The 25465-nt window shown below is 72.4% G+C and carries 24 protein-coding genes; 19 read left to right on the top strand and 5 right to left on the bottom strand.

The features are described 5' to 3' along the window. Positions 1-103 precede the first annotated feature (103 nt). Positions 104-1732: a hypothetical protein gene (locus BJ982_RS13760; protein WP_184880160.1), complete on the top strand. Its 1629-nt coding sequence runs from the start codon at positions 104-106 to the stop codon at positions 1730-1732. A gap of 23 nt (positions 1733-1755) precedes the next feature. On the opposite strand, the gene BJ982_RS13755 is transcribed toward BJ982_RS13760, so the two are convergent. Beyond that, positions 1756-2163 carry a hotdog family protein gene (locus tag BJ982_RS13755; protein WP_221482310.1) on the bottom strand — a complete coding sequence of 136 codons (408 nt, stop codon included), beginning with the start codon at positions 2161-2163 and terminating at the stop codon, positions 1756-1758. Between the two features lie 695 nt (positions 2164-2858). On the opposite strand from BJ982_RS13755, the gene BJ982_RS13750 reads away from it, so the two are divergent. From BJ982_RS13750 to BJ982_RS13720, 7 genes are all read left to right on the top strand, one after another. Further along, complete coding sequence (locus tag BJ982_RS13750; RefSeq protein ID WP_184880158.1) at positions 2859-3500, top strand: TetR family transcriptional regulator; 642 nt, start codon at positions 2859-2861, stop codon at positions 3498-3500. Between the two features lie 144 nt (positions 3501-3644). Then, entirely contained in the window at positions 3645-4316 is a 672-nt protein-coding gene (locus BJ982_RS13745) for a FadR/GntR family transcriptional regulator (RefSeq protein ID WP_184880156.1), read from the top strand. A gap of 460 nt (positions 4317-4776) precedes the next feature. Continuing rightward, the gene (locus BJ982_RS13740) at positions 4777-5076 is read left to right on the top strand and encodes a hypothetical protein (protein WP_184880154.1); all 300 of its coding nucleotides are present in this window, start codon (positions 4777-4779) and stop codon (positions 5074-5076) included. Next, positions 5046-5606, top strand: a complete 561-nt coding sequence (locus tag BJ982_RS13735; RefSeq protein WP_311772273.1) for a helix-turn-helix domain-containing protein — start codon at positions 5046-5048, stop codon at positions 5604-5606. The genes BJ982_RS13740 and BJ982_RS13735 overlap by 31 nt, the downstream gene beginning before the upstream one ends. After that, positions 5603-6070: a hypothetical protein gene (locus BJ982_RS13730; protein ID WP_184880150.1), complete on the top strand. Its 468-nt coding sequence runs from the start codon at positions 5603-5605 to the stop codon at positions 6068-6070. The genes BJ982_RS13735 and BJ982_RS13730 overlap by 4 nt, the downstream gene beginning before the upstream one ends. A 94-nt stretch (positions 6071-6164) precedes the next feature. Further along, positions 6165-6581 carry a DUF6157 family protein gene (locus tag BJ982_RS13725; RefSeq protein ID WP_203959323.1) on the top strand — a complete coding sequence of 139 codons (417 nt, stop codon included), beginning with the start codon at positions 6165-6167 and terminating at the stop codon, positions 6579-6581. A gap of 52 nt (positions 6582-6633) precedes the next feature. Further along, positions 6634-8103 (top strand): serine/threonine-protein kinase, encoded by a 1470-nt coding sequence (locus BJ982_RS13720; protein ID WP_184880146.1) that lies wholly within the window; start codon positions 6634-6636, stop codon positions 8101-8103. Positions 8104-8109: 6 nt separating this feature from the next. On the opposite strand, the gene BJ982_RS13715 is transcribed toward BJ982_RS13720, so the two are convergent. Next, positions 8110-8709, bottom strand: coding sequence for a superoxide dismutase family protein (locus BJ982_RS13715; protein ID WP_184880144.1), 600 nt, complete (start codon positions 8707-8709; stop codon positions 8110-8112). A gap of 351 nt (positions 8710-9060) precedes the next feature. Between BJ982_RS13715 and BJ982_RS13710 the strand changes: the two genes are divergently transcribed. The 4 genes from BJ982_RS13710 (at position 9061) to BJ982_RS13695 (ending at position 14442) form a co-directional block, all read left to right on the top strand. Then, a complete protein-coding gene (locus tag BJ982_RS13710; RefSeq protein WP_184880142.1) occupies positions 9061-10263 on the top strand; it encodes a cytochrome P450 in 1203 nt (400 codons plus the stop codon). A gap of 216 nt (positions 10264-10479) precedes the next feature. Beyond that, positions 10480-10932 carry a DUF6220 domain-containing protein gene (locus tag BJ982_RS13705; RefSeq protein ID WP_184880140.1) on the top strand — a complete coding sequence of 151 codons (453 nt, stop codon included), beginning with the start codon at positions 10480-10482 and terminating at the stop codon, positions 10930-10932. After that, entirely contained in the window at positions 10929-13049 is a 2121-nt protein-coding gene (locus tag BJ982_RS13700; protein ID WP_184880137.1) for a multicopper oxidase family protein, read from the top strand. Before BJ982_RS13705 ends, BJ982_RS13700 begins: the two co-directional genes overlap by 4 nt. Before the next feature lie 127 nt (positions 13050-13176). Beyond that, a complete protein-coding gene (locus BJ982_RS13695) occupies positions 13177-14442 on the top strand; it encodes a mannosyltransferase family protein (RefSeq protein ID WP_184880135.1) in 1266 nt (421 codons plus the stop codon). 21 nt (positions 14443-14463) lie between these two features. Here BJ982_RS13695 and BJ982_RS13690 read toward each other — a convergent pair whose 3' ends face one another. Then, positions 14464-15489, bottom strand: coding sequence for a GDP-mannose 4,6-dehydratase (locus BJ982_RS13690; RefSeq protein WP_184612336.1), 1026 nt, complete (start codon positions 15487-15489; stop codon positions 14464-14466). 305 nt (positions 15490-15794) lie between these two features. Between BJ982_RS13690 and BJ982_RS13685 the strand changes: the two genes are divergently transcribed. The 5 genes from BJ982_RS13685 (at position 15795) to BJ982_RS13665 (ending at position 19968) form a co-directional block, all read left to right on the top strand. Further along, positions 15795-17069, top strand: a complete 1275-nt coding sequence (locus BJ982_RS13685; RefSeq protein WP_239123367.1) for a glycosyltransferase family 4 protein — start codon at positions 15795-15797, stop codon at positions 17067-17069. A 37-nt stretch (positions 17070-17106) separates the two neighbouring features. After that, positions 17107-17820 carry a class I SAM-dependent methyltransferase gene (locus tag BJ982_RS13680; RefSeq protein ID WP_184880133.1) on the top strand — a complete coding sequence of 238 codons (714 nt, stop codon included), beginning with the start codon at positions 17107-17109 and terminating at the stop codon, positions 17818-17820. Beyond that, positions 17817-18896, top strand: a complete 1080-nt coding sequence (locus tag BJ982_RS13675) for a prenyltransferase (protein WP_184880131.1) — start codon at positions 17817-17819, stop codon at positions 18894-18896. Before BJ982_RS13680 ends, BJ982_RS13675 begins: the two co-directional genes overlap by 4 nt. A 61-nt stretch (positions 18897-18957) precedes the next feature. Beyond that, positions 18958-19314 carry an ArsR/SmtB family transcription factor gene (locus BJ982_RS13670; RefSeq protein ID WP_184880129.1) on the top strand — a complete coding sequence of 119 codons (357 nt, stop codon included), beginning with the start codon at positions 18958-18960 and terminating at the stop codon, positions 19312-19314. Positions 19315-19317: 3 nt separating this feature from the next. Beyond that, positions 19318-19968 carry an SRPBCC family protein gene (locus BJ982_RS13665; protein WP_184880127.1) on the top strand — a complete coding sequence of 217 codons (651 nt, stop codon included), beginning with the start codon at positions 19318-19320 and terminating at the stop codon, positions 19966-19968. A 79-nt stretch (positions 19969-20047) separates the two neighbouring features. Here BJ982_RS13665 and BJ982_RS13660 read toward each other — a convergent pair whose 3' ends face one another. Continuing rightward, a complete protein-coding gene (locus BJ982_RS13660) occupies positions 20048-23125 on the bottom strand; it encodes an AfsR/SARP family transcriptional regulator (protein WP_184880125.1) in 3078 nt (1025 codons plus the stop codon). An 85-nt stretch (positions 23126-23210) separates the two neighbouring features. Here BJ982_RS13660 and BJ982_RS13655 point away from each other — a divergent pair, with 85 nt between their 5' ends. Continuing rightward, entirely contained in the window at positions 23211-24365 is a 1155-nt protein-coding gene (locus tag BJ982_RS13655; RefSeq protein WP_184880123.1) for an FAD-dependent monooxygenase, read from the top strand. Positions 24366-24377: 12 nt separating this feature from the next. On the opposite strand, the gene BJ982_RS13650 is transcribed toward BJ982_RS13655, so the two are convergent. After that, entirely contained in the window at positions 24378-25010 is a 633-nt protein-coding gene (locus BJ982_RS13650; protein ID WP_373869680.1) for a class I SAM-dependent methyltransferase, read from the bottom strand. Positions 25011-25244: 234 nt separating this feature from the next. Between BJ982_RS13650 and BJ982_RS13645 the strand changes: the two genes are divergently transcribed. Next, positions 25245-25439 (top strand): ferredoxin, encoded by a 195-nt coding sequence (locus tag BJ982_RS13645; protein ID WP_184880119.1) that lies wholly within the window; start codon positions 25245-25247, stop codon positions 25437-25439. The last annotated feature ends 26 nt before the right edge of the window (positions 25440-25465 follow it).

Here is a 25465-nt window from a genome sequence, read left to right as displayed (position 1 = left end):
GGCATGATTGGTTACCAGGGCCTCCTGAGTCCCCCGCTCCTCTCTAACCTCCTCAGCCAGGCCAAACCCCCAAGCCCGCTAGAGAATTCCAGAGGAACCGGCCGTGTCCCCTTCGCTCATCGATCGCCGCCCGAGGGCCGAGCTGATCGCCGAGCTCTACGACCGCCACGCCACGGGGCTGTTCGCCTACATCCACGACCAGCTCGGTGACACCGCCTCCGCCGCCGACGCGCTCGTGGCGGTCCTCACGGGCGTCCCGGCCGTCGAGACCCCGCGCGCGGCGCTGTACGCGCTCGCCCGCCGCGAGATCTACCGGCGCGACGTCGCCTACGCCTTCCCCACCGTCGACGCCGTCACCGACCCGGCGACCGCGCTCATCGAACGCGTCGTGCGCGAGATCCGGCCCCATCAGCGCGAGGTGCTGCTGCTGTCCGCGATCTGCGGGCTCGACGCCCCCGAGCTGGCCTGGGTGCTGGACGTCGCGGCCGACACGGCCGAGCAGCTCGACATCACCGCCCGGCACCGGTTCACCCGGTCGCTGTCCTCCGCCGTCGCCGCGGCCCGGTCGGGCCCGCCGGTCCCCGCCGCGGTGGCCGAGGTGTACGAGGCGCTCACGGTCGCCCCGGCCGAGGACGCCCTGGCCCGCCTGCCCTGGCGCTCGCCGCCCACGGCGCTGCGCGCCCAGGTGCTGAACGCCGTCGCCGACGAGGCCGGCGCCGCGCCCGCCCCCCGGCGGGACGCCGAAAGCCTGTGGCCGACCACGCCCCGGTGGCCGCTGCCGCTGGCCGAGCCCAACCCCGTCACCGCCACCGGCGTCTTCCCCGCCGCGGAGCTGTCGCCGCCGGAGCCGGGCGTGCGGTCCCGGCACGAGGCCACGACCGAGCCGATGCCGAAGCTGCGCGACGTCGCTCCCCCGGGCGCGCTCGCCGCGACGCCGCTCGCCGCGCCGGTCTCAGCCCCCGCTCCGGCTTCCGCGATGCCGCTCGCCGCGCCGGTCCCGCTGGAGGCCCTGGACGACGACATCCCCCTGAAGTCCGAGCACGCCTCGCCGCCGGACTCGGCGTTCGGCAAGGCGCTGGCCACCGGGCAGTGGCCCACCTTGCGGCGCACGTTCAAGCCGCTGCCGCGCAGACGGCGGCAGGCCAAGGCGCCCGACAAGCCGGTCGCGGGCGAACCGGCCGAGGAGTCCCCCGCCGTACCGGCCGCCGACGGCACGGGAACGTTCGAAACGCCCGAGATCCAGGCGAACCTCCCGGAGGACGGCCCCCTGACCGACGGGCGCGCCGAGACTCCGCCCGCGGAGCCGAAGTCCGGCACGACGGCGAGCGAGACCATGGCCGGGCCGGCGGGTGAGACCGCGGACGACACGGCGGCCGACGCAGCGGCCGATGCGCTCGGTGACCCCGTGGTGGCCGCGCCTGTGGCGATCGACCCGGCGGCACAGCCGGAAACGGTGGCGCCGGAGGTCCCGGAGTCCCCGGCCGCCGAGGTGACGACGGAGAAGGAACCCGGGGCCGCGACGGTGACGGCCGAGGCCGTCGTGCCCGCCGACCAGGCCGTCGTCACGCCGGACGAGGGGGCCAAGGGGCGGCGGTGCCGCCACAAGAAGGCCAAGCCGGTCAAGGTCCGCGAGCGCCACTACGACTGGCTGTGGGAACTGGTCGGCATCCTTCTCTGCGTGGCCATCGGCCTGCTCGTGTTCTTCGCCGTCCCCACGCTCGTGACGCCCTGAGGCCGGTCGCGCCGCTCCGGACCTCAGTACGGGAGCTGGAAACGGACGGTGCCGGTGGCGTGGTCGCCGATGCCGACCGTGCCGCGCACCTCGACGGTGACCTCGCCGCCTTCCCGGGCCGCGACGGTGCCGTTGAAGGTGAGGGTGTCCCCGGCGTAGGCGGGCACGCCCAGGCGGACGTTGATGCTGCGGATCAGCGCCTCGGGCCCCACCCAGTCGGTGACGTAGCGCTCGACCAGGCCCATCGTGGTCAGGATGTTCAGGACGACGTCGGTGGAGCCGTGGACGACGGTCCGGCCGGCCTCGTGCGGGACCGGTCCATGCTCCATGGTCGCGAGCGCGGCCGAGGCGACGGTGGCGGGCGTGACCGCGACGCGCCGCGGGGGGAGCGTGGCGCCGCGGGCGATGTCGTCGTCCGACAGTGTGCGCATGACGGCTCCCGTGGCGCCCATAAGGGCAGAGTCGACTTGTTCGATCGGGCGGCGGACAACCCGCACCGGCATAGCGATACCCACCTTTTCAAGGTCGCATTCCTCATGTTCCCGGCAACACGCCGCACCCTCCGGTAATCGGATCACGGCCACGACGGAAAGCGGCGTGATCTGGGATACAGGCGGCGCGTGGTACACGAGGAGGCCGCGGACCTCGCTCGCCACGGCGCACGTCCGCCCCGCCGATCACCTGGGACGGGACGGCCCGGGTGGGCGCGGGGCCCGCCGCCGGAGCGGCGTTTCCGGATTCGTGGTGCGCCGTCGCGTACACCGTCCCAGAAAATCCGCACCCCTGGCCGGGCCTGTGCTTCCGGGTATACGAACCGCTGCCCCCCGGACACGAATTCGTCCCCCCGGGGACGAAACTTCATCACCCGGACCGGCATTCTCCATACAGAACATCTCGCCGCCGGCCGTCTCCGCCCGTTCCCGCGCCGTTCGAGGAGAAGCCGATCAGCACACCCACATGATCTCGTCCTCTCACGGAATAGAACACATTTCAATCCTGGCCCGGAATGCTTTTCGGAAGACACGGCCGCACATGGATCTGTCGCCCGAACGACGAGCATGACCGGTATTCCGGCTAACCGGTCGGTAACAAAGCCCGCTTGGGTGATATCCGGTAACGTGTTCTCATGCGAACTCCGCATACCGCGGCCCCTCCCGGCGAGGGCGCGCCTCCGGCGCACTCCTCCGTTCCCCCCGCCTCGGGTGTCCGCACGCGCGGCCAGCACCAGCGGCGCAAGCGCATCGTCCAGGCGGCGGCCGCGCTGGCGTCCCGCGGCGGGGTCGAGGCCATGCAGATGAGAACGGTCGCCGAGCGCGCCGGCGTCGCCCTCGGCACGCTGTACCGCTATTTCCCCTCCAAGATGGACCTGGTCGTCGCGGTCGTCAGCGATGAGTTCGACCTTCTGGAGACGAGCATCGAGCGCCGCCCGCCGAGCGCCGCCACCCCGGCGGGGCGCGCGGTGGACGTCCTCATGCGGGCCACGCGCGGCCTCATGCGCGAGCCCGAGCTCGCCGACGCCCTCATCCGCTCCCTGATCATTGCCGAGGTCGAGGCCCCGTTCGGCGACCGCATGGCCGGTCTGCTGCTGCGCGTCTCGGCCGGGGGGCTCACGCTGGAGGCGGCCACCGAGGAGCAGTACGCGCTCGCCGGGTCGCTGGCGGGCGTGTGGGTGCACGAACTGCTCGAAATGCTGCGCGGGCGGCGCACGTACGAACAGCTCCAGCGCCGCATCGAGATCGCCGCCGGCCGCCTGTTCGCCGGCCTCTGAGACGTCCCTCGGCGCACCTGGAGCTCCGGGTGCTCGGGTTCCGGCCCGTGGCGCCGGACGACCCGCCGCATAGACTCGTAGACATCCGACGTCTGGTGCTCAGCCGTCTGGTGCTCAGCGCGAGAACACAGGGGTGGTGAGTTCGTGGCGGTCACGGACGCCGCAATCGACAGGATCAAGGAAATGATCGTCTCGGGGGAGCTCGCCCCCGGAGCGCGGCTGCCGAAGGAGGCCGACCTCGCCGAACGCCTGGGCCTCTCGCGCAACTCGCTGCGCGAGGCGGTGCGCGCGCTCGCGCTCATCAACGTCCTCGACGTCCGCCAGGGCGACGGCACGTACGTGACCAGCCTGGAGCCCCGCCTCCTGCTGGACGCGCTGTCGTTCGTCGCCGACTTCCACCGCGACGAGACCGTCCTGGAGTTCTTCCAGGTCCGCCGCATCCTGGAGCCGTCGGCCACGGGCCTGGCGGCCGTCCACATGGACGACGTCGGCGTGGAGGAGCTGCGCGCCATCCTCGACGAGCTGCCCGAGGAGCCGAGCGCCGAGGAGCTCGCCGCCAACGACCTGCGGTTCCACCGGCGCATCGCCGAGGGGTCCGGCAACACCGTGCTGGCCGCGCTCCTGGAAAGCCTGTCCGGCCCCGCCACCCGCGCCCGCGTCTGGCACGGCCTCACCCAGGACGGGGCGGCGGCCGGGCTCAGGGAGCAGCACACCGCGATCTACACGGCCATCGCCGCCCGGCAGCCCGACGTCGCCCGCGCCTGGGCCACGGTCCACGTCGCCGGCGTCGAGCAATGGCTCCGCCGCCCCTCCTGACACCCCAGATCCCGGCCACCGCCCGCGCCCCAGACCGGCCGACTCGCACGGGCGGCACCGACGCCGGCGCCGGCGAACGCACACCCATATCTCACAATACCTAGATATATATTTGCGCATGCCCATTATTGTCGGACTTGGAAGTGGGCGAGCTGCGGACGGGTAAAAGGGCAGCCAAAGCACTTACATAGCGCATGGAGTCACGACAAGGACAAAAGAGTCAGCGCAACAACCCCTATAGCCATCCATTCAAGTCAATCGATCGCGGAGTCGCGATCTTCTGTGGCAGGGTTAAGTCTTTGAAGATCAGTGAAGACAAACCGTACCCACAGGAGGTACAGTTTTGACTGTACAGCGAGGGACGTGCCCGGACTGCGGTCGCATCTACTATGAGTGGGGGCCCGCCAAGATGATCGAGGCAGCGCGAACTCGCGACGGAGAGTACAGAGCAGATTCGTTCATGCGAATGCTCGAGTCTTCACGTAGCAGGAAAGACGAGACACGGCTCGCGGATATTTTGATCCGTTTTGAGCGATACGCTCACACCGGCTCACTTCCAGTGCCACGGGAACTCAACGACCTACGCGATGGAATCAAGGAAATAAAGGCCGGAGACGTACGTCTGCCCTTCTTCGACGTCGTCAAGTCCTCTGCCGCGGCCATCCGGCTCACCAGCGGCTTCCTGAAGAAGTCCTGGAAGACGCCAAGGAAGCAGATCGACGAGGCCATGTGGATCAGGAGGGAGGATCTCGCGTCGTGAGAAACCTATACGACCGATTCGCGGCTACTGTCAGGGGTGCGAGGGCTCTTGCCGCCGCGCGACTTCGTCACGAGGTCCTGGCGACGCTCCATCAGGCGCTCCAGTTGTGCGGGCTTTCCCAAAGCGACGTCGCGGAAAAGCTCGGACTCCGGCGATCAGCGGTGAACCAGGTCTTCCGCGGAGACGGGAACGTGAGGATCAACACCCTCGCGGACTATCTGCACGCCATGGGCTTCGAAGCCGACGTCCGGCTGGTACGGGCGGGCGAGCCGCGAAGCGCCACTGTCCAGCAACGTGCGGTGCGCCCGGCCACCCGGGACTGGCGCGTCCGGATTCCTCAGGCGACGGCATCGGGCGTGTTCCTCACCCCTGAGAGCGAGGGCCGGCCGATCCTCGTCAAGTGGAATTCGACGCCCATCGGCACCACGAACGGCATCCGGCTGGTGGCGGAGGTTCATCCCATGGACCCGCGCGTCCCCTCTCCCGACACCTACGTATCGCTCGGCACGACCCCGCTGGTCACGACGTGACGACCGGTAAGGAAACGCCAGGAGCCATCGCCGGCCTTGTCGAACGCATCAGTGACCGGGTGGAACTCCAGGACATCGCGCCCGTGGCCTTTTCCGCCGAGAGGCTCAAGCCCGGCGATGGCGTCAAACTGAAAATGGCGCTGGCCTCCGCGGCCGCCACCGCCGACGGCTCGCTCTCGTACAAGTTCGACCTGACCGGCAAGGTTCTGGGCGGCGACGACGACGACATCGTCACGTTCAGCGTCTCCATGGTGGTGACCTATGTTCCGCGCGATCCGGACCATGAGGCGTTGACCGAGGAAACCTCCGCGCTCAAGGTCTTCGGGGAGCAGGTCGCCTGGGTGGAGGTGTATCCATACCTGCGAGAGGCCGTCCAGGCGGTGTTGGGCCGTCTGCGCGTCCACGCGTTCCAACTGCCGATGCTACGGCCCGCGAGTGGCCTGGAAGCCGACGTGACGGGTTGAGCCGATCCGGCGTTTCAGGACCGGCGGTCTCCTTGTGGAACAGGGCCGTCTAGAATCCGAGGACGCCGGTTCCGGGTGTCGTGTGGGAGGGGTTGTGGACCTCGATTACTACAAGACGCTGATCGCGGTGGCGGATGACTGCCCGGTGAGCAGTGCTGTCGTTCCTGAGGGGCGGGGCGGGCGCAGGACCGTGGCCGTCGTCCAGTACGAGATGCTGGCCGGCAGTCCGTACGTCCACACGCAGGAGGACGTGCTCTTCGAGTCCTGGCTCAGGCGACAGGACATGCCGGATATTTCTGAAGATCGCCGCCAGGCGCTGCGGGACGAGTTCTTCTCCCGGTCGCAGGCGTGCCTGCGGGCCTCGCCCCTGCCCAAGAAGTACGGATGGGGCCTGGCCTTCGACGCCGAGGGCAGGATCGCACTGTGCGCGATGGAGTCGGAAGAGTACGGCGAGCTGCGCGACGACGCGGACACGACCGTCCTCAAGGCGATGCGCTCGCGCCGCGCCTGAGGGCCTGGCGATCACGACCACGCGCGGGGCGGGTCATGGTAGGGATGGACACATGTCACCGCCGAGTCCCCTCCTGAGCGGCGACCCGCGGGAGCTCGGCAGGTACGCCATCGCCGGCCGGATCGGCGCAGGCGGCCAGGGCACCGTCTACCTCGGCACCTCCCCCGAGGGCGCCAGGGTCGCCGTCAAGCTGATGCACTCGCGCCTCGACGACGAGAAGGCGCGACGCAGGTTCATCGGCGAGGTCGAGGCGGTGCGGCGGGTGGCGCCGTTCTGCACGGCGCAGGTCCTGGACGCCGACCTCGACGGCGACCGTCCGTACATCGTCAGCGAGTACGTCGAGGGCGTGTCCCTCCAGGAGCACATCCGCGCCGAGGGGCCGCGCACCGGCGGCGCCCTGGACCGCATCGCGGTCGGCACGGCCACCGCCCTGGCGGCGATCCACGCGGCCGGGGTCGTCCACCGCGACTTCAAGCCGGGCAACGTGCTGCTCGGCGCGGACGGCCCGCGGGTCATCGACTTCGGCATCTCGCGTCTGATGGACATGACGGTGACGACGGGCCGGGTGCCGGTGGGCACGCCCGCGTACCTGTCGCCCGAGCAGCTCAAGGGCGAGCGTGCCGGCCCGGCGAGCGACCTGTTCGGCTGGGGCCTCACGGTCGCGTTCGCGGCCGGCGGCCGGCACGCGTACGCCGCCGACTCCTACGAGGCGGTCCTCGGCCGCATCCTGTTCGGCGAGGCCGACCTGGACCCTCTGACCGGGCCGCTGCGGGAGGTCGTCGTCGCGTGCCTGGCGGAGAGCCCGGCGCGGCGCCCGACCGCCGAGGAAGTGCTGCGCCGCCTCATCGGCCGCGGCGTGGACGGCCCGGCGGCGCTGCCCGCGGTGGGCGGGCGGGCCGGCGACACCGAGGCGGCGCCGACCTCTCCCCTCCCCCGGCAGGACTTCCACACCGCCGCGCCGATCTCGCTGCCGCCCCGCCACGACGTCCACGCCGCCGCGTCGACCGCTCCGCTGCCCCGTCAGGACGTCCACGCGGCCGTCCGGGAGGCCGCGCCCGGACCCGCCGGCGAGGAGGGCGTGCGGGCAGGGCGGCGCGGGCCGTGGTGGCCGGGCGTCATCGCGGGCGGGACCGTGCTGGTGACCGTGGCGGCGGCCAGCGCGGTGTGGTGGTCGAACTCCCGCGTGCCGGAGGCCGGCGTGTTCCCGTACACGGGCCGGTGGGTGGGCGACGCCGAGCACCCGTCGGCGGGGCGGGCGTTCCCCGTGGAGCTGCGCCTGTCCGGTCCGTCCTCACCCGGCCGCATGCTGTGGGGCGACGATCTGCACTGCACGGGCCGGCTGACCAGGACCGGGCATGACGCCACGACGGTGACGTACCGCCTGGACCAGGTGCGCGGCGAGGAGTGCCATCCCGGCACGGTCGCGATCAGCCCCTCGGCCGCGCGACGGCTGACGTTCCAGGTCACGCGGGCGGGCGAGACGGCGCCCCGGTACTCGGGCACGGCCACCCGCGCGTCGTGACCAGGGTCAGAACTCGGCGGTGACGCAGGCCAGGCGGGGTCCCGCCGTGCCGGCGCGGCCGGGGCCGGTGTGGGTGTGCTCGGCGTGGATCACGATCGAGCGTGGGTGCCTGTCGGTGAACTTCCAGTCCAGCGCGGCGCGCGCGGAGGCGTCGCCGTGGGCGTCGGTGGTGAAGTCGAGCCAGACCTCGTTGCCCGCGTTGGCGTACGCGGGGTCGGTGGACGGCGACTTGGGGTCCTGTTTGTGCTGGTAGTGCGGGCCGGCGTCCTCGCCCTTGGCGCCGCAGGGCTTCATGTGCACGTGGGCGCCGTAGGAGTGGTCCGGGAGCAGCCCGTGGAGGCGCAACTGGACGACGGAGTGCCCGTCCGCGCCGGGCAGGTAGGCGACGGCGGCGACGGCCCCGGGCGGGACGAGCTTGGCGTCGTAGGTGGTGGCGTGCTGCCCGGCCGTGTAGGGGCCGAACCGGCCGAGGGTGAGGATCGGGTCCTGTCCGGCGGGCCGCACCGGGTCGTGGCCGCTGTGCGCGCCGGGGGCCGCGGCGCCCGTTCCGAGCACCGCCAGGAGCAATGCGGCCGTCCCCGCCCATCCCGCTCGTACCGCCTTCATGAGCGCTTCCTTTCCTCGCCGTCACCGCGGCCGAGCCGCCGGGCTTTTTCGCCGATATACCCGGATATGACAGCTCATCGGGCCAATGTGGCGTTAAAAGCGTGCAATGGAAATCCTTGTTTCGGACCATTCCACATATCCGGCGAATCGGATAAATGCCGAAATATCGCTGCGGGACGTCGCTCGCCTGCCCCGACACCATCCGGAACGTGACGACCCGGCCACGTACGGCCATCCGGCGGACCCCGGCCATGTCACCGGATGTGCGACTTGACGCGCCAGGGGGGCCATAATAGAACGCGTTCCAGAAACGAGTCCGAGCAAGCGCTTGAGCACGCCCCGGGTGGTCATATGGAAATCAACCTCGTCGACCAGGACCATTACGCGCGGCACGGAGCCCCGCACGACCAGCTCACGTGGCTGCGCGCGAACGATCCGGTGTTCTGGCACGAGGGCGACGCCGCCCGCGGCTGGCCGGGCTTCTGGGCCGTCACCAAGCACGAGGACGTCGTCCACGTCTCGCGCAACTCCGACCTCTTCTCCTCCAGCCGCAGGCTGGCGCTGTTCAACGAGCTGCCGGAGCCGCAGCTCGAACTCCAGCGCATGATGATGCTCAACCAGGACCCGCCCGAGCACACCCGCAGGCGTTCCCTGGTGAACCGCGGCTTCACGCCCCGGCAGATCAACGCCCTCGAAGGCCACATCCGTGAGATCTGCCACACCCTGATGGACGAGGTCGCCGCCAAGGGCGCGATCGACTTCGTCACCGACGTCGCCGCGCCCCTCCCCCTGTACGTGATCTGCGAGCTGCTCGGCGCTCCCCCCGAGGACCGGGACAAGCTGTTCGAGTGGTCCAACCGCATGATCGGCTCCGAGGACCCGGAGTACGCCACCGAGCCCTCCGTGGGCGCCAACGCGGCCATGGAGGTCTACGCGTACGCCAACAGGCTCGCGGAGGAACGCCGCGCGCGCCCGCGCCCTGACATCGTCACCAAGCTGCTCCAGCCGGACGAGAACGGCGAGACGCTGAGCGAGAGCGAGTTCGACCTGTTCGTCCTGCTTCTCGTCGTGGCGGGGAACGAGACCACGCGCAACGCGGCCTCGGGCGGCATGCTGGCCCTGTTCGAGCACCCCGAGCAGTGGGAGCGCCTGGTCCGCGACCGTTCCCTCGCCCGCACGGCCGCCGACGAGATCGTGCGGTGGGTCTCCCCGGTGAACCTGTTCCGCCGCACCGCCACCCGCGACACGGTCCTGCGCGGCAAGAAGATCAAGGAAGGCGACAAGGTCGTGGTGTTCTACACCTCGGCCAACCGCGACGAGGACGTCTTCGCCGACCCGTGGACCTTCGACATCGCCCGCGACCCCAACCCGCACATCGGCTTCGGCGGCGGCGGTGCCCACTTCTGCCTGGGCAACCACCTCGCCAAGCTGGAGCTCCGCGTGCTGTTCGAGGCCGTCGCGGAACGCATCCCCGGGCTGCGCGGAACCGGCGAGGCCCGGCGCCTGCGCTCCAACTTCATCAACGGCATCAAGAGCCTCCCCGTCGAGGTCTGATCCCGCGGGTCACCGGTGGCCGCGGACCCTTGGGCGTGCTCGCGGCTCCGGAGGCTCTTCGCCGTGCTCACCGCCGGGTGACGCTGCTCCCCCGGCATCAGCCGGCCCCGGCGAACGTACTCCCGGGGGCGTAGCCCGAACGTCGCTGTGCGGGGGACGCCCCGGGGCGGGGGCCTCGGACACGATTCTCGGTGCCAACTATCCGAGGAGACCCCCATGCGCAAGGTCTACGTCGCCGTTGCCGGGCTCATGTTGCTCGCCGTGATCGCGCAGTTCTACTTCGCAGCCGTCGGCGCGTTCGACAGCGCGCACGACGACGACTCGTTCGTGCTGCACAGCATGACCGGCATGATGATCATCCCCGTCCTGTCCATCCTCGCCACGGTCGCCGCCGCCGTCGCCAAGGCGCCCGGGCGGATGATCGGGATGACGATCCTCCCGCTCGGCCTGGTCATCGTCCAGGTACTGATCATCGTCCTGGGCGGGCTGTTCAACGACAGCGCCGACAACACCACCCCGGTGAGCCTCGCCATCCTGGGCCTGCACGCCCTCAACGGGATGGCCGTCATGGGCGTGTCGGGAACGGTGTTCGCCCAGGCGCGCAAGTTCGCGACCATGCCTGCGGCCACGTCCGCGACCGCCCCGGACGCGACCGCCCGCGTGTCATGACGGTCGAGACGCTCATCGTCCTCGACCTGCTCGCCGGGGTGGCCGCCACGGCGGGCTGGCTCGGCGCGGGCGCGACGGCGGCACGGCGCGCGGGCGTGGCGCTCGCGCTCGCCGCCGTCGCGCTCGTGGCGACCCTCGCCCGCTGCGCGACGACCTTCGGGCTCGCGGGCGCCGGGTGGTGGTTCGCCCAGGAGAAGATCACCCTCACCCTGCCGATCGCGGTCGCCGCCGCCCTCGCCGCCGGGTCGATCGCCGGACCCCGCCTGCTCGCGACCGTCCGGGGACGGCGCCCTTCGCCGGCCCCGGACGCGGCGGTGCTCGTTCCCTTGTTCGGGGCCGGGTACGCCGCGGCGGCCGGGCCCGCGGTGACGTTGCTGGCCGGGTATCCGGCGACGGCGAGCACCGTTCTGGTCACGCTCGCCCTGGTGGCGGGGGCCGTCCTCACCACGTGGCGCGTGGTCGCCGGGTCCCTGCCGGGGGCGCGCGCCGCCACGGCCACCGTGCTCGCCGCGGCCGTCGCCGGAACCGGGCTGGCCTTCGTCCCGGCGGAGACGACCGACGCGGGCGGCGGCACGGCGGCGTCCCTCTCGCACCACGGCGCCACGTCCCTCGCGGACGAGCTCACCGCCTCCCCTTCGCACGACGGGATGGCGGCCTCTCTGTCACGCGGTGGTGCCGCCGCCCGTGGTGCGCAGGACGGGCACACGTCCGGCAGGTCCCCGGTGTCGGCGGACGCGGTCGCCGAGGTCCCGGTCACCTCCCTGCGCGGGCCGTCCACGCCCGAGCCCGGGGGGACGGTCCGCCGGTACGACCTCGCCGCCCGCACCGCCACGATCCGGCTCGCGTCCGGCAAGCAGGTCGAGGCGTGGACGTTCAACGGCCGCGTGCCCGGCCCGCCGATCACCGCCGTCCAGGGCGACCTCATCGAGGTGCGGCTGCGCAACGACGACATCGCCTCCGGGGTGACCCTGCACTGGCACGGCTACGACGTCCCCTCGGGCGAGGACGGCGTCCCCGGCCTGACCCAGGACGCGGTCATGCCCGGCCAGGAGTTCGTCTACCGGTTCCGCGCGCTGCAGGCGGGCACGTACTGGTACCACACGCACGAGGTCTCCGACCTGGGCGTCCGCATGGGCCTGTACGGCACCCTGATCGTCTCACCCCGCCCGACGGGCGAGGCGGCGACCGGTACGCCCGGTGCGACCGACAAGAAGGACCCATCCGGCGCGACCATGTCCTCGCAGGCCGGCGCTTCCGGGGAGCTCGACCTGGTCCTTCCCGTTCACACGTTCGCGGGGACGACCGTGCTCGGCGATCAGGACCGGCCGATCGAACGCGCCGCCGAGCCCGGCGCTCCCGTACGGCTGCGGCTGATCAACACCGACAACACCCCGCGCCGTTTCGCGCTGACCGGGACGACGTACCAGGTGGCGGCCATCGACGGCAGGAACCTGAACCAGCCGGGCCCTCTGGACCGCGCGCTGCTGCGCCTGCCGGCCGGCGGGCGCTACGACCTCGTCTTCCCCATGCCGTCCGCCACGGTGGTCCTGCTCGTGGACGGTCGCCCGGGGCTCCGTCTCGGGCCAGGTGCGACGCCGGGCGCCGCCATGTCCGTGGCCGACACCTCCGGCTGGCCCGAGTTCGACCCGCTGACCTACGGCCGGCCCGCCGCGACGCCGTTCACCGCGTCCAGCCGGTTCGACAGGGACTTCGACCTCGTCCTGGACCGGGGGCTGGCCATCACCGACGGCCGCCCGGCCTACGCGCACACGGCGAACGGCCGCGCCTTCCCGTCCATCCCCACCGAGACGGTGCGCGAGGGAGACCTGGTCCGCCTGACCGTGGTGAACAGGAGCCGCGAGACCCATCCGTGGCACCTGCACGGGCACACGGTCCTGGTCCTGTCCCGCGACGGCCGCCGCCCGGCGGGCGCGCCGCTGTGGCTGGACACCTTCGACGTCCAGCCCGGCCAGGTCTGGGAGGTCGCGTTCCGCGCCGGCAACCCCGGCCTGTGGATGAACCACTGTCACAACCTCAGCCACGCCGATCTCGGCATGGCCCTGCACCTGGCCTACGACGGCGTGACGAGCCCCTTCCACGGCGCGCACGGCGGCTGACCCTCGATCGTTGACGCCGGGTCGCCGGGGGGCCCGCGCGGAGATCGCCGGCTCGTGACCATGAGCTATGGCTCGTCCTGACTCGTCCCTCTTGCCAGGATTTTCCCGTGTATATCAGTATTTGCCCGTGACGGAGCGCACGCCACCCCCCAGTCAGGCCGCAGAGGCGGACGGCACGGACACCCCCTCCCAGGGCTCCCTGGCCACCCCCCAGGCCGAGGACCAGGCAGCAGCCACCCCCGGCGACTTAGCCGGCGACGCCGGGCGGCCGGCCGGCCGCCGATGGCCGCCGCGCTTCCTCACCGACGCCGCGGACCTGCGGGCCCTGCTCATCTGGCTGGTCTCCCACATCGGCTTCCTCATCTACACCTACCTGGCGGGCCCGGGCCGCACGACCGACCCGTTCCTCCAGCGGCTGACGCGCTGGGACGCGGAGAACTTCATCGCCATCGCCCAGTACGGCTACGACGGCCCGCCGGGCATGGCGGACGTCGAGAAGCTGCCCGCGTTCTTCCCCGGCATGGCCCTGCTGATCAGGATCCTCAGCCCGGTCGTCCACGACGGCCGCCTGGCCACCGTCCTGATCTCCCTGGTCGCGAGCGCGGTCGTCGCCGTCTCGCTGTCGCGGCTGGCCGAGTCCTACCGCGAGGGCGCCGGAAAGTTCGCCGTCGCGGCGCTGTTCCTCAGCCCGTTCGCCGCGTTCCTCTACGCGGGGTACTCCGAGTCGCTGTTCCTCGCGCTCGCCATCCCCGCCTGGGCGCTGGCCCGCAAGGGCAGGTGGGAGGACGCGGCGATCTGCGCCACCCTGGCGGTGACCGTGCGGATCTCCGGGCTGTTCCTCGCCTTCGGCATCCTTGTCATGTACCTGGTGGCCGCGAACGGCCGCAAGGCGCCGGGCGGCCGGCGCAAGGCCCCCTGGCTGCTGCTGCCCGGCGTGCCGGCGGTGGCCTACAGCCTCTACCAGTGGCTGCGCACCGGCGACTGGCTGGCCTACAACACCGTCCAGGACCGGTACTGGGGACGGCACGCCGTCTGGCCGTGGGACGCGCTGGCCAACACCCTGAGCATGTCCGACGACGTGCCCACACTCACGGTCTCCTACTACGAGGAGATCGCCGCGGCGGCCCTGCTGCTCGTCATCACCCTCTACCTGGCCGTGCGCGGCCGCTGGCCCGGCCTGGCGTACATGGCGCCCCAGGCGCTGTCGTTCCTCACGCTGTCCAGCTTCTACATGTCGGTGGGCCGCGCGTCGCTGACGTGGATCCCGCTGTGGATCGCGCTCGGCGTGGTCGGGGTGCGGCGGCCGTGGGTCTGGTACGCGGCGATGGGCGTCATGGTGCCAGTCATGGCGATCAACGTCGGGAACTTCACGACCGGCGCGTGGATCGGCTGACCGAGCGGACGCCGGAGGCGGTCACGGCCAGGAGGAGTCCTGCTCCGGGTCGCCGCCGTCCGACAGCAGGCGCAGGTCGGAGTCGACCATCATCGCGACGAGCTCCTCGAACGACACCGAGGGCTCCCAGCCGAGCTGTGCGCGGGCCTTCTTCGGGTCCGCGCACAGAAGGTCCACCTCGGCGGGCCGGTGCAGGCCCTGGTCGACGGCGACGTACCGCTCCCAGTCCAGGTCCGCCGCCGCGAACGCCGCGGCGACCAGCTCGCGCACCGAGTGGGTCCTGCCGGTGCCGACCACGTAGTCCTCGGGGGCGGGGGCCTGGAGCATCAGGCGCATGGCCTGGACGTAGTCGCCGGCGTATCCCCAGTCGCGGCGGGCCTCCAGGTTGCCGAGCCGCAGCTCCGAGGCGAGGCCCAGCTTGATCCGCGCGACGCCCAGCGAGACCTTGCGTGTGACGAACTCGGCGCCGCGCCGGGGCGACTCGTGGTTGAAGAGGATGCCGGAGACGGCGAACATGCCGTACGACTCGCGGTAGTTCTGGGTGAGGAAGTGCCCGTAGGCCTTGGCGACGCCGTACGGGGAGCGCGGGTGGAAGGGAGTGCGCTCGTTCTGCGGCGTCTCGCGCACCTGGCCGAACATCTCCGAGGACGACGCCTGGTAGAAGCGGATCTGCCCGGATCCGGGGGTGCGGGAGGAGGTGATGCCCGAGCAGACCCGGATCGCCTCCAGCATGCGCAGCACGCCCATGCCGGTGACCTCGGCGGTCAGCTCGGCCTGCTCCCACGACATGGGGACGAACGAGATGGCGCCCAGGTTGTAGACCTCGTCCGGCCGGACGCGCTCGACCGCGGAGATGAGCGAGCCCTGGTCGAGCAGGTCGCCCCGGACCAGCTCGACGTTCTGCAGCAGCCGGCGCACCCGGGCGACGCGGGGGTTGGCCTGCCCGCGCACGAGACCCCAGACGTCGTATCCCCGGTCCAGCAGGTGCTCGGCGAGGTAGGAGCCGTCCTGCCCGGTGATGCCGGTGATCAGCGCACGCCTGGCCAACGGGTCCTCCTTCTCCGGGCTATGCGGCTTGGCATGCTTCGCCCGAACTATGAGCTGTAAGACGCGAATGTACCTCGATGGCCCCCGGCAAGCGCCATGGGGCGTTCGTGATCGGGGACGGAACCTGAGTAGAACACGTTCTACCGAGCGCCGCTCGGTCCGGGTAAGTGCCCAGTTCGCGGGGTGCCGTGGTGGTTTGAGGCACAATTCCATATTAAGTGTGGGTCCGCTGCTGGATGGTAGGGTCACGGATAAGATCGGCTCTCGTGGGCGGCTGCCGAGCACCGCTCCCGGAAGGGGTGTCCGTGCGGGTTCCAGACGGCGAGGCGTCCGAAGGCAGGCTGCGCGTGGCCCTGCTGTCGTACCGGAGCAAACCCACCTGCGGCGGCCAAGGCGTCTACCTGCGCCACCTCAGCCGCGAGCTCGTCGCCCTCGGACACCACGTCGAGGTGTTCTCCGGGCCGCCCTACCCGGAGCTGGACGAGGGCGTCGTCCTCACCCGGGTGCCGAGCCTGGACCTCTACCGCGACGAGGACCCGTTCCGCACCCCGCGGCTCGCCGAGTACCGCGACTGGATCGACGTGCTCGAAGTCGCCACGATGTGGACGGCCGGCTTCCCCGAGCCGCTGACCTTCAGCCTGCGCGCGCTGCGCGAGATGAAGAGGCGCGCCGGCGACTTCGACGTCGTCCAGGACAACCAGACCCTCGGCTACGGCCTGCTCGGCATCCAGAAGCTGTTCCCCGTGGTCGGGACCATCCACCACCCGATCAGCGTCGACCGGCGCATCGAGCTGGAGGCCGCGCCGCCGCGCAAGCAGCTCTCGCTGCGCCGCTGGTACGGCTTCGTCCGCATGCAGTCCATCGTCGCGCCGCGGCTCAAGCCGATCCTCACGGTCAGCGAGTCGAGCCTCGCCGACATCCACCGCGACTTCAACGTGCCGCAGAGCAGCATGCGGCTCATCCCGCTCGGCGTGGACACCCGCTACTTCCACCCGCGCCCGCACCTGCCGAAGCGCCCCGGCTCGATCGTCGCCGTGGCCAGCGCCGACTCCCCGATGAAGGGCGTCGCCACCCTGCTGCGCGCCGTCGCCAAGCTCGCCACCGAGCGCGACGTGAACCTGACCGTGGTCAGCAGGCCGACCCCCGGCGGCCCCACCGAGAAGCTGGTTCAGGAGCTGGCGCTCGGCGAGCGGGTGCGCTTCGTGCACGGCATCTCCGACGACGAGCTCGGCGAGCTGATCGCCACCTCCGAGATCTCGGTCGTGCCGTCGCTGTACGAGGGGTTCTCGCTGCCGGCCGTCGAGCACATGGCCTGCGGCACGCCGCTGGTCGCCAGCCGCACGGGCGCGCTGCCCGAGGTCGTCGGGGACGCCGCCGTCCAGGTGGCGCCGGGCGACGCCGAGGAGCTGGCCGCCGTGCTGCGCCGGCTGCACGACTCCCCCGCCGAGCGGGAGCGGGTCGGCAAGGCCGGATTCGACCGGGTGATGGAGCGCTTCACCTGGAACGTCGTCGCCAAGCGCACGGTCGAGGCCTACCGTGAGGCGATCGCCGCCCACACCGGCGGGCGGGCTAAGCGGTGAGGACGCCCCGGGCGTCCGAGGGAAAGGGGACCGGCAGGTGCTGACCGTCGACTTCCGGAGGCTGCCGGTGGGACCGGGCCTTCGCGTGCTCGACCTCGGGTGCGGCGCCGGCCGCCACGCCTTCGAGGTGCTGCGGCGCGGGGCCGACGTGGTGGCCTTCGACCAGGACGCCGACGAGCTGAAGAGCGTCGCGGCCATGTTCGCGGCCATGGAGACGGCGGGCGAGGCGCCACTGGAGGCCACCGCCGAGACCGTGACGGGCGACGCGCTCGCCATGCCGTTCCCCGACGCCTCCTTCGACCGGGTGATCGCGGCGGAGGTGCTGGAGCACATCCCCGACGACATGGCGGCGATGCGGGAGATCCACCGGGTGCTCAAGCCGGGCGGGGTCGCGGCCGTCACCGTGCCGAGCTTCCTGCCCGAGCGCGTCTGCTGGGCGCTGTCGGAGGCGTACCACACCGCGCCCGGCGGCCACGTGCGCGTCTACACGCTGGCCGAGCTGAAGGCCAAGCTCAAGGCCACCGGCCTGCGCGTCGGCCCGCACCACCACGCCCACGGCCTGCACACGCCGTACTGGTGGCTCAAGTGCGCGGTCGGCGTGGACGACGACGACCACCCGCTGGTCAAGGCGTACCACCGGTTGCTCGTCTGGGACATCATGAAGCGCCCGGCGCTGACCCGGATCGCGGAGTCCGCGCTCAACCCGTTGATCGGCAAGAGCGTGGTCGTCTACGTCCGGAAGCCCGCTTGACCGCCGGCCGGACGCCGGCCGTCCCCGGGATCATCACGGCGGAGCAGGTCCTCGCGACCGCGCGCAGCATCGCGGCGGTCCAGGACGCCGACGGCGGGGTGCCGTGGCCCGAGGGCCACGTCGACGCCTGGAACCACGTCGAGTGCCTGATGGCCATGACCGTGGCCGGGCTGGGCGCCGAGGCCAGGAAGGGGTACGACTGGCTGGCCCGCCACCAGCGGAAGGACGGCTCGTGGCCGGCGAAGACGGCGGGCGGCGTGGCCGTGGAGGGGAACGGCGAGAGCAACCACGCCGCCTACCTCGCGGTCGGGGTGTGGCACGACCTGCTGGTGACCGGGGACGAGCGCTTCACCCGCGCCATGTGGCCGGTCGTGGAGCGGGCGCTGGACTTCGCCGCCGACCTGCAGACCCCGCGCGGCGAGATCGTGTGGGAACGCGCGGCCTCCGGGGCGCCCGCGGCGTACGCGCTGCTCACCGGCTGCTCCTCGATCTACCAGGGGCTCCGGTGCGGGGTGCTGCTCGGCGAGCGGCTCGGCGACCCGCACCCGGACTGGGAGCTCGCCGCCGACCGGCTCGGCCACGTGCTCGCCGCGCACCCCGAGGCGTTCGCCGACAAGAGCCGGTTCTCGATGGACTGGTACTACCCGATCCTCGGCGGCGCGGTGCGCGGGCCAGCCGCGCGGGAGCGGCTGGAGCGGGGCTGGGAGACGTTCGTCGTGCCGGGCCTCGGAGCCCGCTGCGTCTCCGACCAGCCGTGGGTGACGGGCGCGGAGTCCTGCGAGCTGGCCCTGACCCTGGACGCGGCCGGGGACCGCGCGCGGGCGCTCGCCGTCTTCGCGGACATGCAGCACATGCGCCACGAGGACGGGTCGTACTGGACCGGCTGGCAGTTCGTGAACGAGGCGTGGTTCCCCCACGAGCAGTCGGCGTACACGGCCGCCGCGGTGGTCCTGGCGGCCGACGCGCTGTCGGACACGACGCCGGGCGCGGGCCTGTTCCGCCGGGCCGGACGGTACGCCGTCCCCGTCGTGGACGCGGCGAGCTGCGGCTGCTCGCACGCGCCGAGCCGGACGTGAGGGCTCCGACGAGCACATATAAGCCTTGACTTATATAAGGCGACGCCTGTAGAACGTATTCGTGCACGCGTTCGATGTACTCGGCGACCCGGTGCGGCGCAGGATCCTTGAGCTGCTCGCCGACGGCGAGCGGACCTCCGGGGCGGTCTGCGCCGCCATCCAGCAGGAGTTCGACATCTCCCAGCCGGCCGTCTCCCAGCATCTGAAGGTCCTGCGGGACAACGGCTTCGCGACCGTGCGGCCCGACGGCGTCCGCCGGCTGTACGCGGTGAACACCGAGCCGCTGCGCGACATCGACGCCTGGCTCGACCGGTTCCGCCGCTTCTGGGCCCCCCGGCTCGACGCGCTGGGCACCGAACTGGCCCGCGGCAAGCGCGAACGGCAGCTGCGGGAACAAGCAAACGACACGAAGGAATGACCCATGGATGTCACCGGCCAGATCAACGCCGTCCACCGCCGGATCGGCGACCGCGCGCTGGAGGCGGGCGAGGGGCGCGTCCTCACCATCGCCCAGACCTACGACGCCGCCCCCGAGGACGTCTGGGACGCCCTCACCAACGCCGAGCGCATCCCCCGCTGGTTCATGCCCATCAGCGGCGAGCTGCGCGTCGGAGGCCGCTACCAGCTCGAAGGCAACGCCGGGGGCACGATCGAGCGGTGCGACCCGCCGAAGTTCTTCTCCGCCACCTGGGAGTACGGCGAGGGCATGTCCTGGATCGAGGTCCGGCTGACCCCGGACGGCGACGGGACCCGCTTCGAGCTCCAGCACATCGCCCCCGTCGCCGGCTCCGACGAGTTCTGGGACACCTTCGGCCCCGGCGCCGTGGGCATCGGCTGGGACCTCGGCGTGCTCGGCCTGGCCCTGCACCTGGGCTCGGGCGAGAGCCTCAAGCCCGAGGACGCCCCCGCCTGGCTCCTGTCCGACGAGGGCAAGAGCTTCGTCGCCGAGAGCAGCCTGCGCTGGCGCGACGCCAGCGTCGCCTTCGGCACCGACGAGGCCGCCGCCACCGCCGCCGCCGACCGCTCCACGGCCGCCTACACCGCCTCCCCCGAGGCGCCCGCGGAGTCCTGACCGAACAGGCGCCCACGAGGAGGCGGAGGTCGTGGTCCGGCGACCCCGCCACTCGGACGGGCCTCGCCGCCGGCTCGGGTCAGGGGGCGAGCAGGGCGCGCGCCCGCGGGTGCGGAAAGGCGACGGCCTCGGTGTAGGTGGCGGTGAACGCACCCGGGCCCAGGAGGGCGCGGGCCGCCGCGACGGCGTGGGCCACGTCCCGATCGCCGGCCACGGTCGTGCCGCGCAGGGCCACCGCGGCGCCGAGCAGCTGGGCGGCGCGGGCGCCGTCGCCGTCCAGGAGGGCGGCCTCCGCCTCGGCGTCGGCGGCGTCGGCCAGATCCGACGCGAGGACGGACGTCCGCCCGCACTCCAGGGCCTCACGGTACCGCGGCCGTGCCTCGTCGAGCCGGCCCTCCTCACGCGCGACGCGGGCCAGCGTGGCGAGGACGCGGGCGCGCAGCGCCTCGGTCCCGAAGGAGCCGCCCTCGGCGGCCCGCAGGGCCGCGTCGAGCCTGCGCCGGGCCTCGGGCAGGTCCCCCTGGTGACGGGCCAGCTCGCCCTGGCGGAGCAGGACCACGGCGGGCGTGCCCACCTGCCCGGCGCGGCGCGCGAGGTCTTCGGCCACGGCGAGGTCGGCCGCCGCCGCGGCCGGGTCGCCCTCGCTCAGCAGGCAGCCGGCCCGCCGGGTGAGCACGTCCACGCTCTCCTCCAGGGCGCCGAGCCGGTCGAACAGGCCGAGCGCCTCCGTCCACAGGGCGCGGGCGCGGGGCCACTCGCCGCGGCGGCCGGCGACCATGGCGAGCCAGTCGAGCGCCTGGGCCGTGCCCCAGCGCTCGCCGAGCGCACGGAAACGCGTCAGGACATCGGAGAGCACCTGCTCGCCTTCGGCGGGACGGCCGTCGATGACGGCGAGCAGCCCTTGGCTCAGCAGGGCCAGGGCCCACGTCCACGCGTCCTGGCCGAACACGCGCTCGGCGTCCCCGGGGTCCATCGTGTCCGAGGGCCCGGCGACCATGCCCCACAGGGCGGCGAGGAAGGGGTGGCGCAGCGGCCGGTCCAGGGCCCGCATGACCTCCACGGCCCGGTTCCAGTGGGCGGGCGAGGCCCGGGGGACGGCGTGGGTCACGCACGCGACGTACTCCTCCTCCAGACCGTCCGGGGGCCCCGTGAGCGTGCCGAGCAGGTCGGCGGCGGCCGCTCCCGCCTGGCCATGCCGCCCGCTCAGCCACCAGTACGCCCCCAGGGCCGCGACCAGCCGCAGCGCGGTCTCCCTGTCCTCGCGCACGCTCCAGCGCAGGGCGGCCATCAGGTTGCCGTGGTCGGACGACAGCCGGGCCAGCCACTCCAGTTGCTCCGCGCGGCGCAGGTGCGGGTCGGCGCGCTGGGCCAGTTCGAGGAAGTGGCGGGCGTGCCGGGCGCGCAACGCGTCCTCGTCGCCCGATTCCGCGAGCTTCTCCGCGCAGAACAGCAGGATCGTGTCGAGCATGCGGTAGCGTCCGCCGTCGGCCTCGACGAGCGACTTGTCCACCAGCCCGGCCAGCGTCTCGACCGGGTCGTCCCCGCCGCACACCGCCTCGACCGCCTCCAGGGACGCGCCTCCGGCGAAGACGGCGAGCCGGGCGGCCAGCGCGCGTTCGTGCGCGTCCAGAAGGTCCCAGCTCCACTCCACGACCGCGCGCAGGGTCCGGTGGCGGGCCGCCGCGGTGCGGTCGCCGCGCGACAGCAGCCGGAACCGGCCGTGCTCGGCCAGCCGGGTCGCGACCTCCTCGACGGTGAACGACCGCAGGCGCGCCGCCGCCAGCTCGATGGCGAGCGGCAGCCCGTCGAGCGCGGCGCACACCTCGGTGACCGCCGCCACGTTGCCGTCCGACACCGCGAAGCCCGGGCGCACGGCCGCCGCGCGGTCGGCGAAGAGCCGCACGGCCGGGTAGGCGAGCGCGCCGGAGGCGGAGGTCCCCGGCGGCGGGGTGGGCAGCGGGGCGAGCGGGACCAGCGTCTCGCCGGTCAGGCCGAGGGGTTCGCGGCTGGTGGCGACCACGCGGAGCCTCGGGCACTCGGCGAGCAGCCTGCGGGCCAGCGCCGCGGCGGCGCCGACGACGTGCTCGCAGTTGTCGAACACGAGCACCGTCTCGCGGTCGCCGAGCGCCGCCGCCAGGCGTTCGGCGGGTTCCGCCCCGGGACGTGGCTGGAGCCCCGACTCGCGCAGCCCCAGCGCGCCCAGCGCCGCCTGCACGGGGTCGTCGCCGCTTCCGAGCGGCGCGAGGTCGACGAAGCAGGACTCGCGCGCGTCGCGGCCGGCCGCCTCGACGGCGAGCCGGGTCTTGCCGGTGCCGCCGGGGCCGACGATCGTGACCAGGCGGGAGCCGCGCAGCGCGGCGAGCCGCTCCAGTTCCCTGTCGCGGCCCACGAAGCTGGTGAGCTGGGCCGCGACGCCCGGCCGCCGCGGCGTGGCGGGACGTTCGGCGCGCAGGACGTCCAGGTGGACGGCGGCCAGCTCGGGCGAGGGGTCGACGCCCAGCTCGTCGGCGAGCAGGCGCCGCGCCTCGTCGAACGCCTCCAGCGCCTCGGCGCGCCGCCCGGCCGCGTGCAGCGCGCGCATGAGCTGCCCGCGCGGCCGCTCCCGCAGGGGGTGCTCGGCCACCAGCCTCCTGATCTCGGCCACCGAGCCGCCGTGGGGAAGCGCCAGCTCGGCCTCGATGAGGTCCTCCGCGGCGGTGAGCCTCAGCTCGTCCAGGCCCGCGGCCCGCGCGTGGCCGTGCGGCAGGTCGGCCAGGGCGGGGCCCCGCCACAGCGCGAGCGCCTCGCGCAGGGCGCGGGCGGCGTCGGCGTGCCGGGCGGCGGACAGCAGGTGGCGTCCCTCGCCGGCGAGACGCGCGAAGCGGTGCGCGTCCACGTCGCCGGGCTCGGCCGCGAGCCGGTATCCGGCGCCGTGGAACTCCACCAGGCCGGCGGGGAGGGCACGGCGCAGCCGGGACACCTGGGCCTGGATCGCGTTGCCGGCCCCGGGCGGCGGGGCGTCGCCGTACTGGCCGTCGATCAGCCGCTCCGTCGTGACGACCCTGCCCGCCTCCAGCGACAGCATCACGAGCAGGCCCCGGGGGCGCGGCCCCGCGACGGGCACGGCCGCGCCGTCGTTCGCCCGCACCTCCAGAGGCCCGAGGATGCCGAACCACATGGCGATGATTGTCCCTTATCTGCGGGTTCCGCGCTGTCAGCCGGCTGTCCATGGGCTGTCAGCGGGCGTCGCGAGGGTACGGGGCATGAAGAACACCACGGTACTCATCTCCGGCGCGAGCATCGCCGGGCCCGCGCTGGCGTACTGGCTGAGCCGGTACGGGTGCGCGGTCACCGTCGTCGAGAAGGCGCCCGCGCTGCGGCCCGGCGGCCAGGCCGTCGACTTCAAGGGCACCGCCCAGCTCACGGTCCTGGAGCGCATGGGGATTTTGGAGGAGGTGCGGCGGCGGCAGACCGGCGGAACCGACCAGACCTTCGTGGACGGGAACGGCAGGGCGCTGGCCGTCATGCCGGGCGAGTTCACCGGCGGCGAGCTGGAGATCTTCCGCGGCGACCTCTCCGCGCTGCTGTACGAGCGGACCGCGGGAACCTGCGAGTACGTCTTCGGCGACTCGATCGCCTCGCTGACCGACACCGAGGACGGCGTGCGCGTGACGTTCGAGAAGGGCGTGCCGCGCACCTTCGACATCGTCGCCGGGGCCGACGGCATCCACTCGGCCGTCCGCCGCCTGGCGTTCGGGCCGGAGTCCGCGTACGTGCGCCACCTCGGGTACTACTACGCGCTGGCCGCGGTCGACCTACCCGGCGAGCCCGCGATGTACAACGAGCCGGGGCGGATGGTCGCGCTCGGCGGCCCGAAGGCGCCCGCGTTCTTCGTCTTCGCCGCCGGGGAGATCCCGTTCGACCGGTTCGACGCCGGCCGGCAGAAGCGGATCCTGTGCGACGCCTACCAGGGCGCGGGCTGGCGGGTCCCGGAGATCGTCGCCGCCGCGTCCGCCTCGGACGACTTCTACCTCGACTCGATCAGCAGGACCGAGATCGACCACTACGCCAAGGGCCGGGTGGTGCTGCTCGGCGACGCCGCGTACGGCAACACGCTCGGCGGCTTCGGCAGCGGGCTGGCCGTCGCCGGCGCGTACGTACTGGCCGGCGAGCTGGCGCTGGCCGGGGGCGACCACCAGGCGGCGTTCCGCGCCTACGAGGACGGGTTCCGCAAGTACGCCTCGGTGGCGAGGAAGGGCAACGCGGGCGGCTTCCTGGCACCCCCGACCCGGCGCAGGATCGCCATGCGCAACCGGATGTTCAAGCACAGGCTGCTCCTGCGGGCCCTGCTGAAGTCCACGGACATGTTCGCCACGAACATCGACCTCAAGGACTACCCCCGGCTCCTGCGCCGCTAGCGGCGCCAGGGGTCAGGGGGTGAGGACGCGTTCCAGGACGCGCAGGGAGCCTTCGGCGCGGATCTCCTTGTAGTCGCCGGTGGCGAGGGCGCGCTGGAAGACGTGGTACGGGGCCTGGCCGCCCTTGCCGGGGTCGGGGTAGATGTCGTGGAAGACCAGGGCGCCGCCGGGGATGACGTGGGGCGCCCAGCCTTCGTAGTCCTTGGTGACCGGATCCTCGGAGTGGCCGCCGTCGATGAAGAGCATGGCGAGCGGGGTGCGCCAGTAGCGCGCGACGGTCTCCGAGCGCCCGACGATGGCGATGACCTGCTCCTCCAGTCCGGCCGACGCGATGGCGGTGCGGAAGAAGGGCAGGGAGTCCATCTTGCCGAAGCGGGGGTCCATGAGGGTGGGGTCGTGGTGCGCCCAGCCGGGCTGGATCTCCTCGGAGCCCCGGTGGTGGTCGACGGTGAAGACGACGGACCCCGTCTCGCGGGCGGCCGCGCCGAGGTAGATCGCCGACTTGCCGCAATACGTGCCGATCTCGCAGATCGGCCCCAGCGGGCCGTAGACGCACGCGGTCTCGAAGAGCGCCAGCCCTTCGTTCGCGGGCATGAAGCCCTTGGCCCGTTCGGCCGCGTAGCGCAGGTCCGCCGGGAAGGACATGTCAGTCATGATTTTTCCCTCGAATACGGCAACGCTGCTGCACCCTACCTACAACGCACGAACACCCGGAACCGTGCCCCCGGCCTTGGGCCGAACGGCACAGAACAACATTCCGTCCGAGCCTTGCCCGCCCTGGTGGAACGTGTTCTACTTGGCCGGGTCGGCGAGCGTGCGCCCGCTCCCCCGCCGCTCCGGCCTAGGCTCGCGTCACGACCACACCCGCGAGGAGGCCCGATGAAGATCAAGGTGGACTACGACGTCTGCGAGGCCAATGCCGTCTGCATGGGCCTGGCCCCCGACGTCTTCGAGGTGGACGAGGACGACAACCTGCACGTCCTGCTGCCCGAACCGCCCCGGGAGACACTCGACCGCGTGCGCCACGCCGTACGTTCCTGCCCCAAGGCCGCGCTCTCCCTCCACGATGAGTGAGCACCCGGCACCACGGCCATCCCATT

This window comes from Sphaerisporangium siamense, from assembly GCF_014205275.1.
Taxonomy (GTDB): domain Bacteria; phylum Actinomycetota; class Actinomycetes; order Streptosporangiales; family Streptosporangiaceae; genus Sphaerisporangium; species Sphaerisporangium siamense.
Note: the sequence above shows the minus strand (reverse complement) of the source record. Positions and strands in the feature narration are given on the sequence as shown.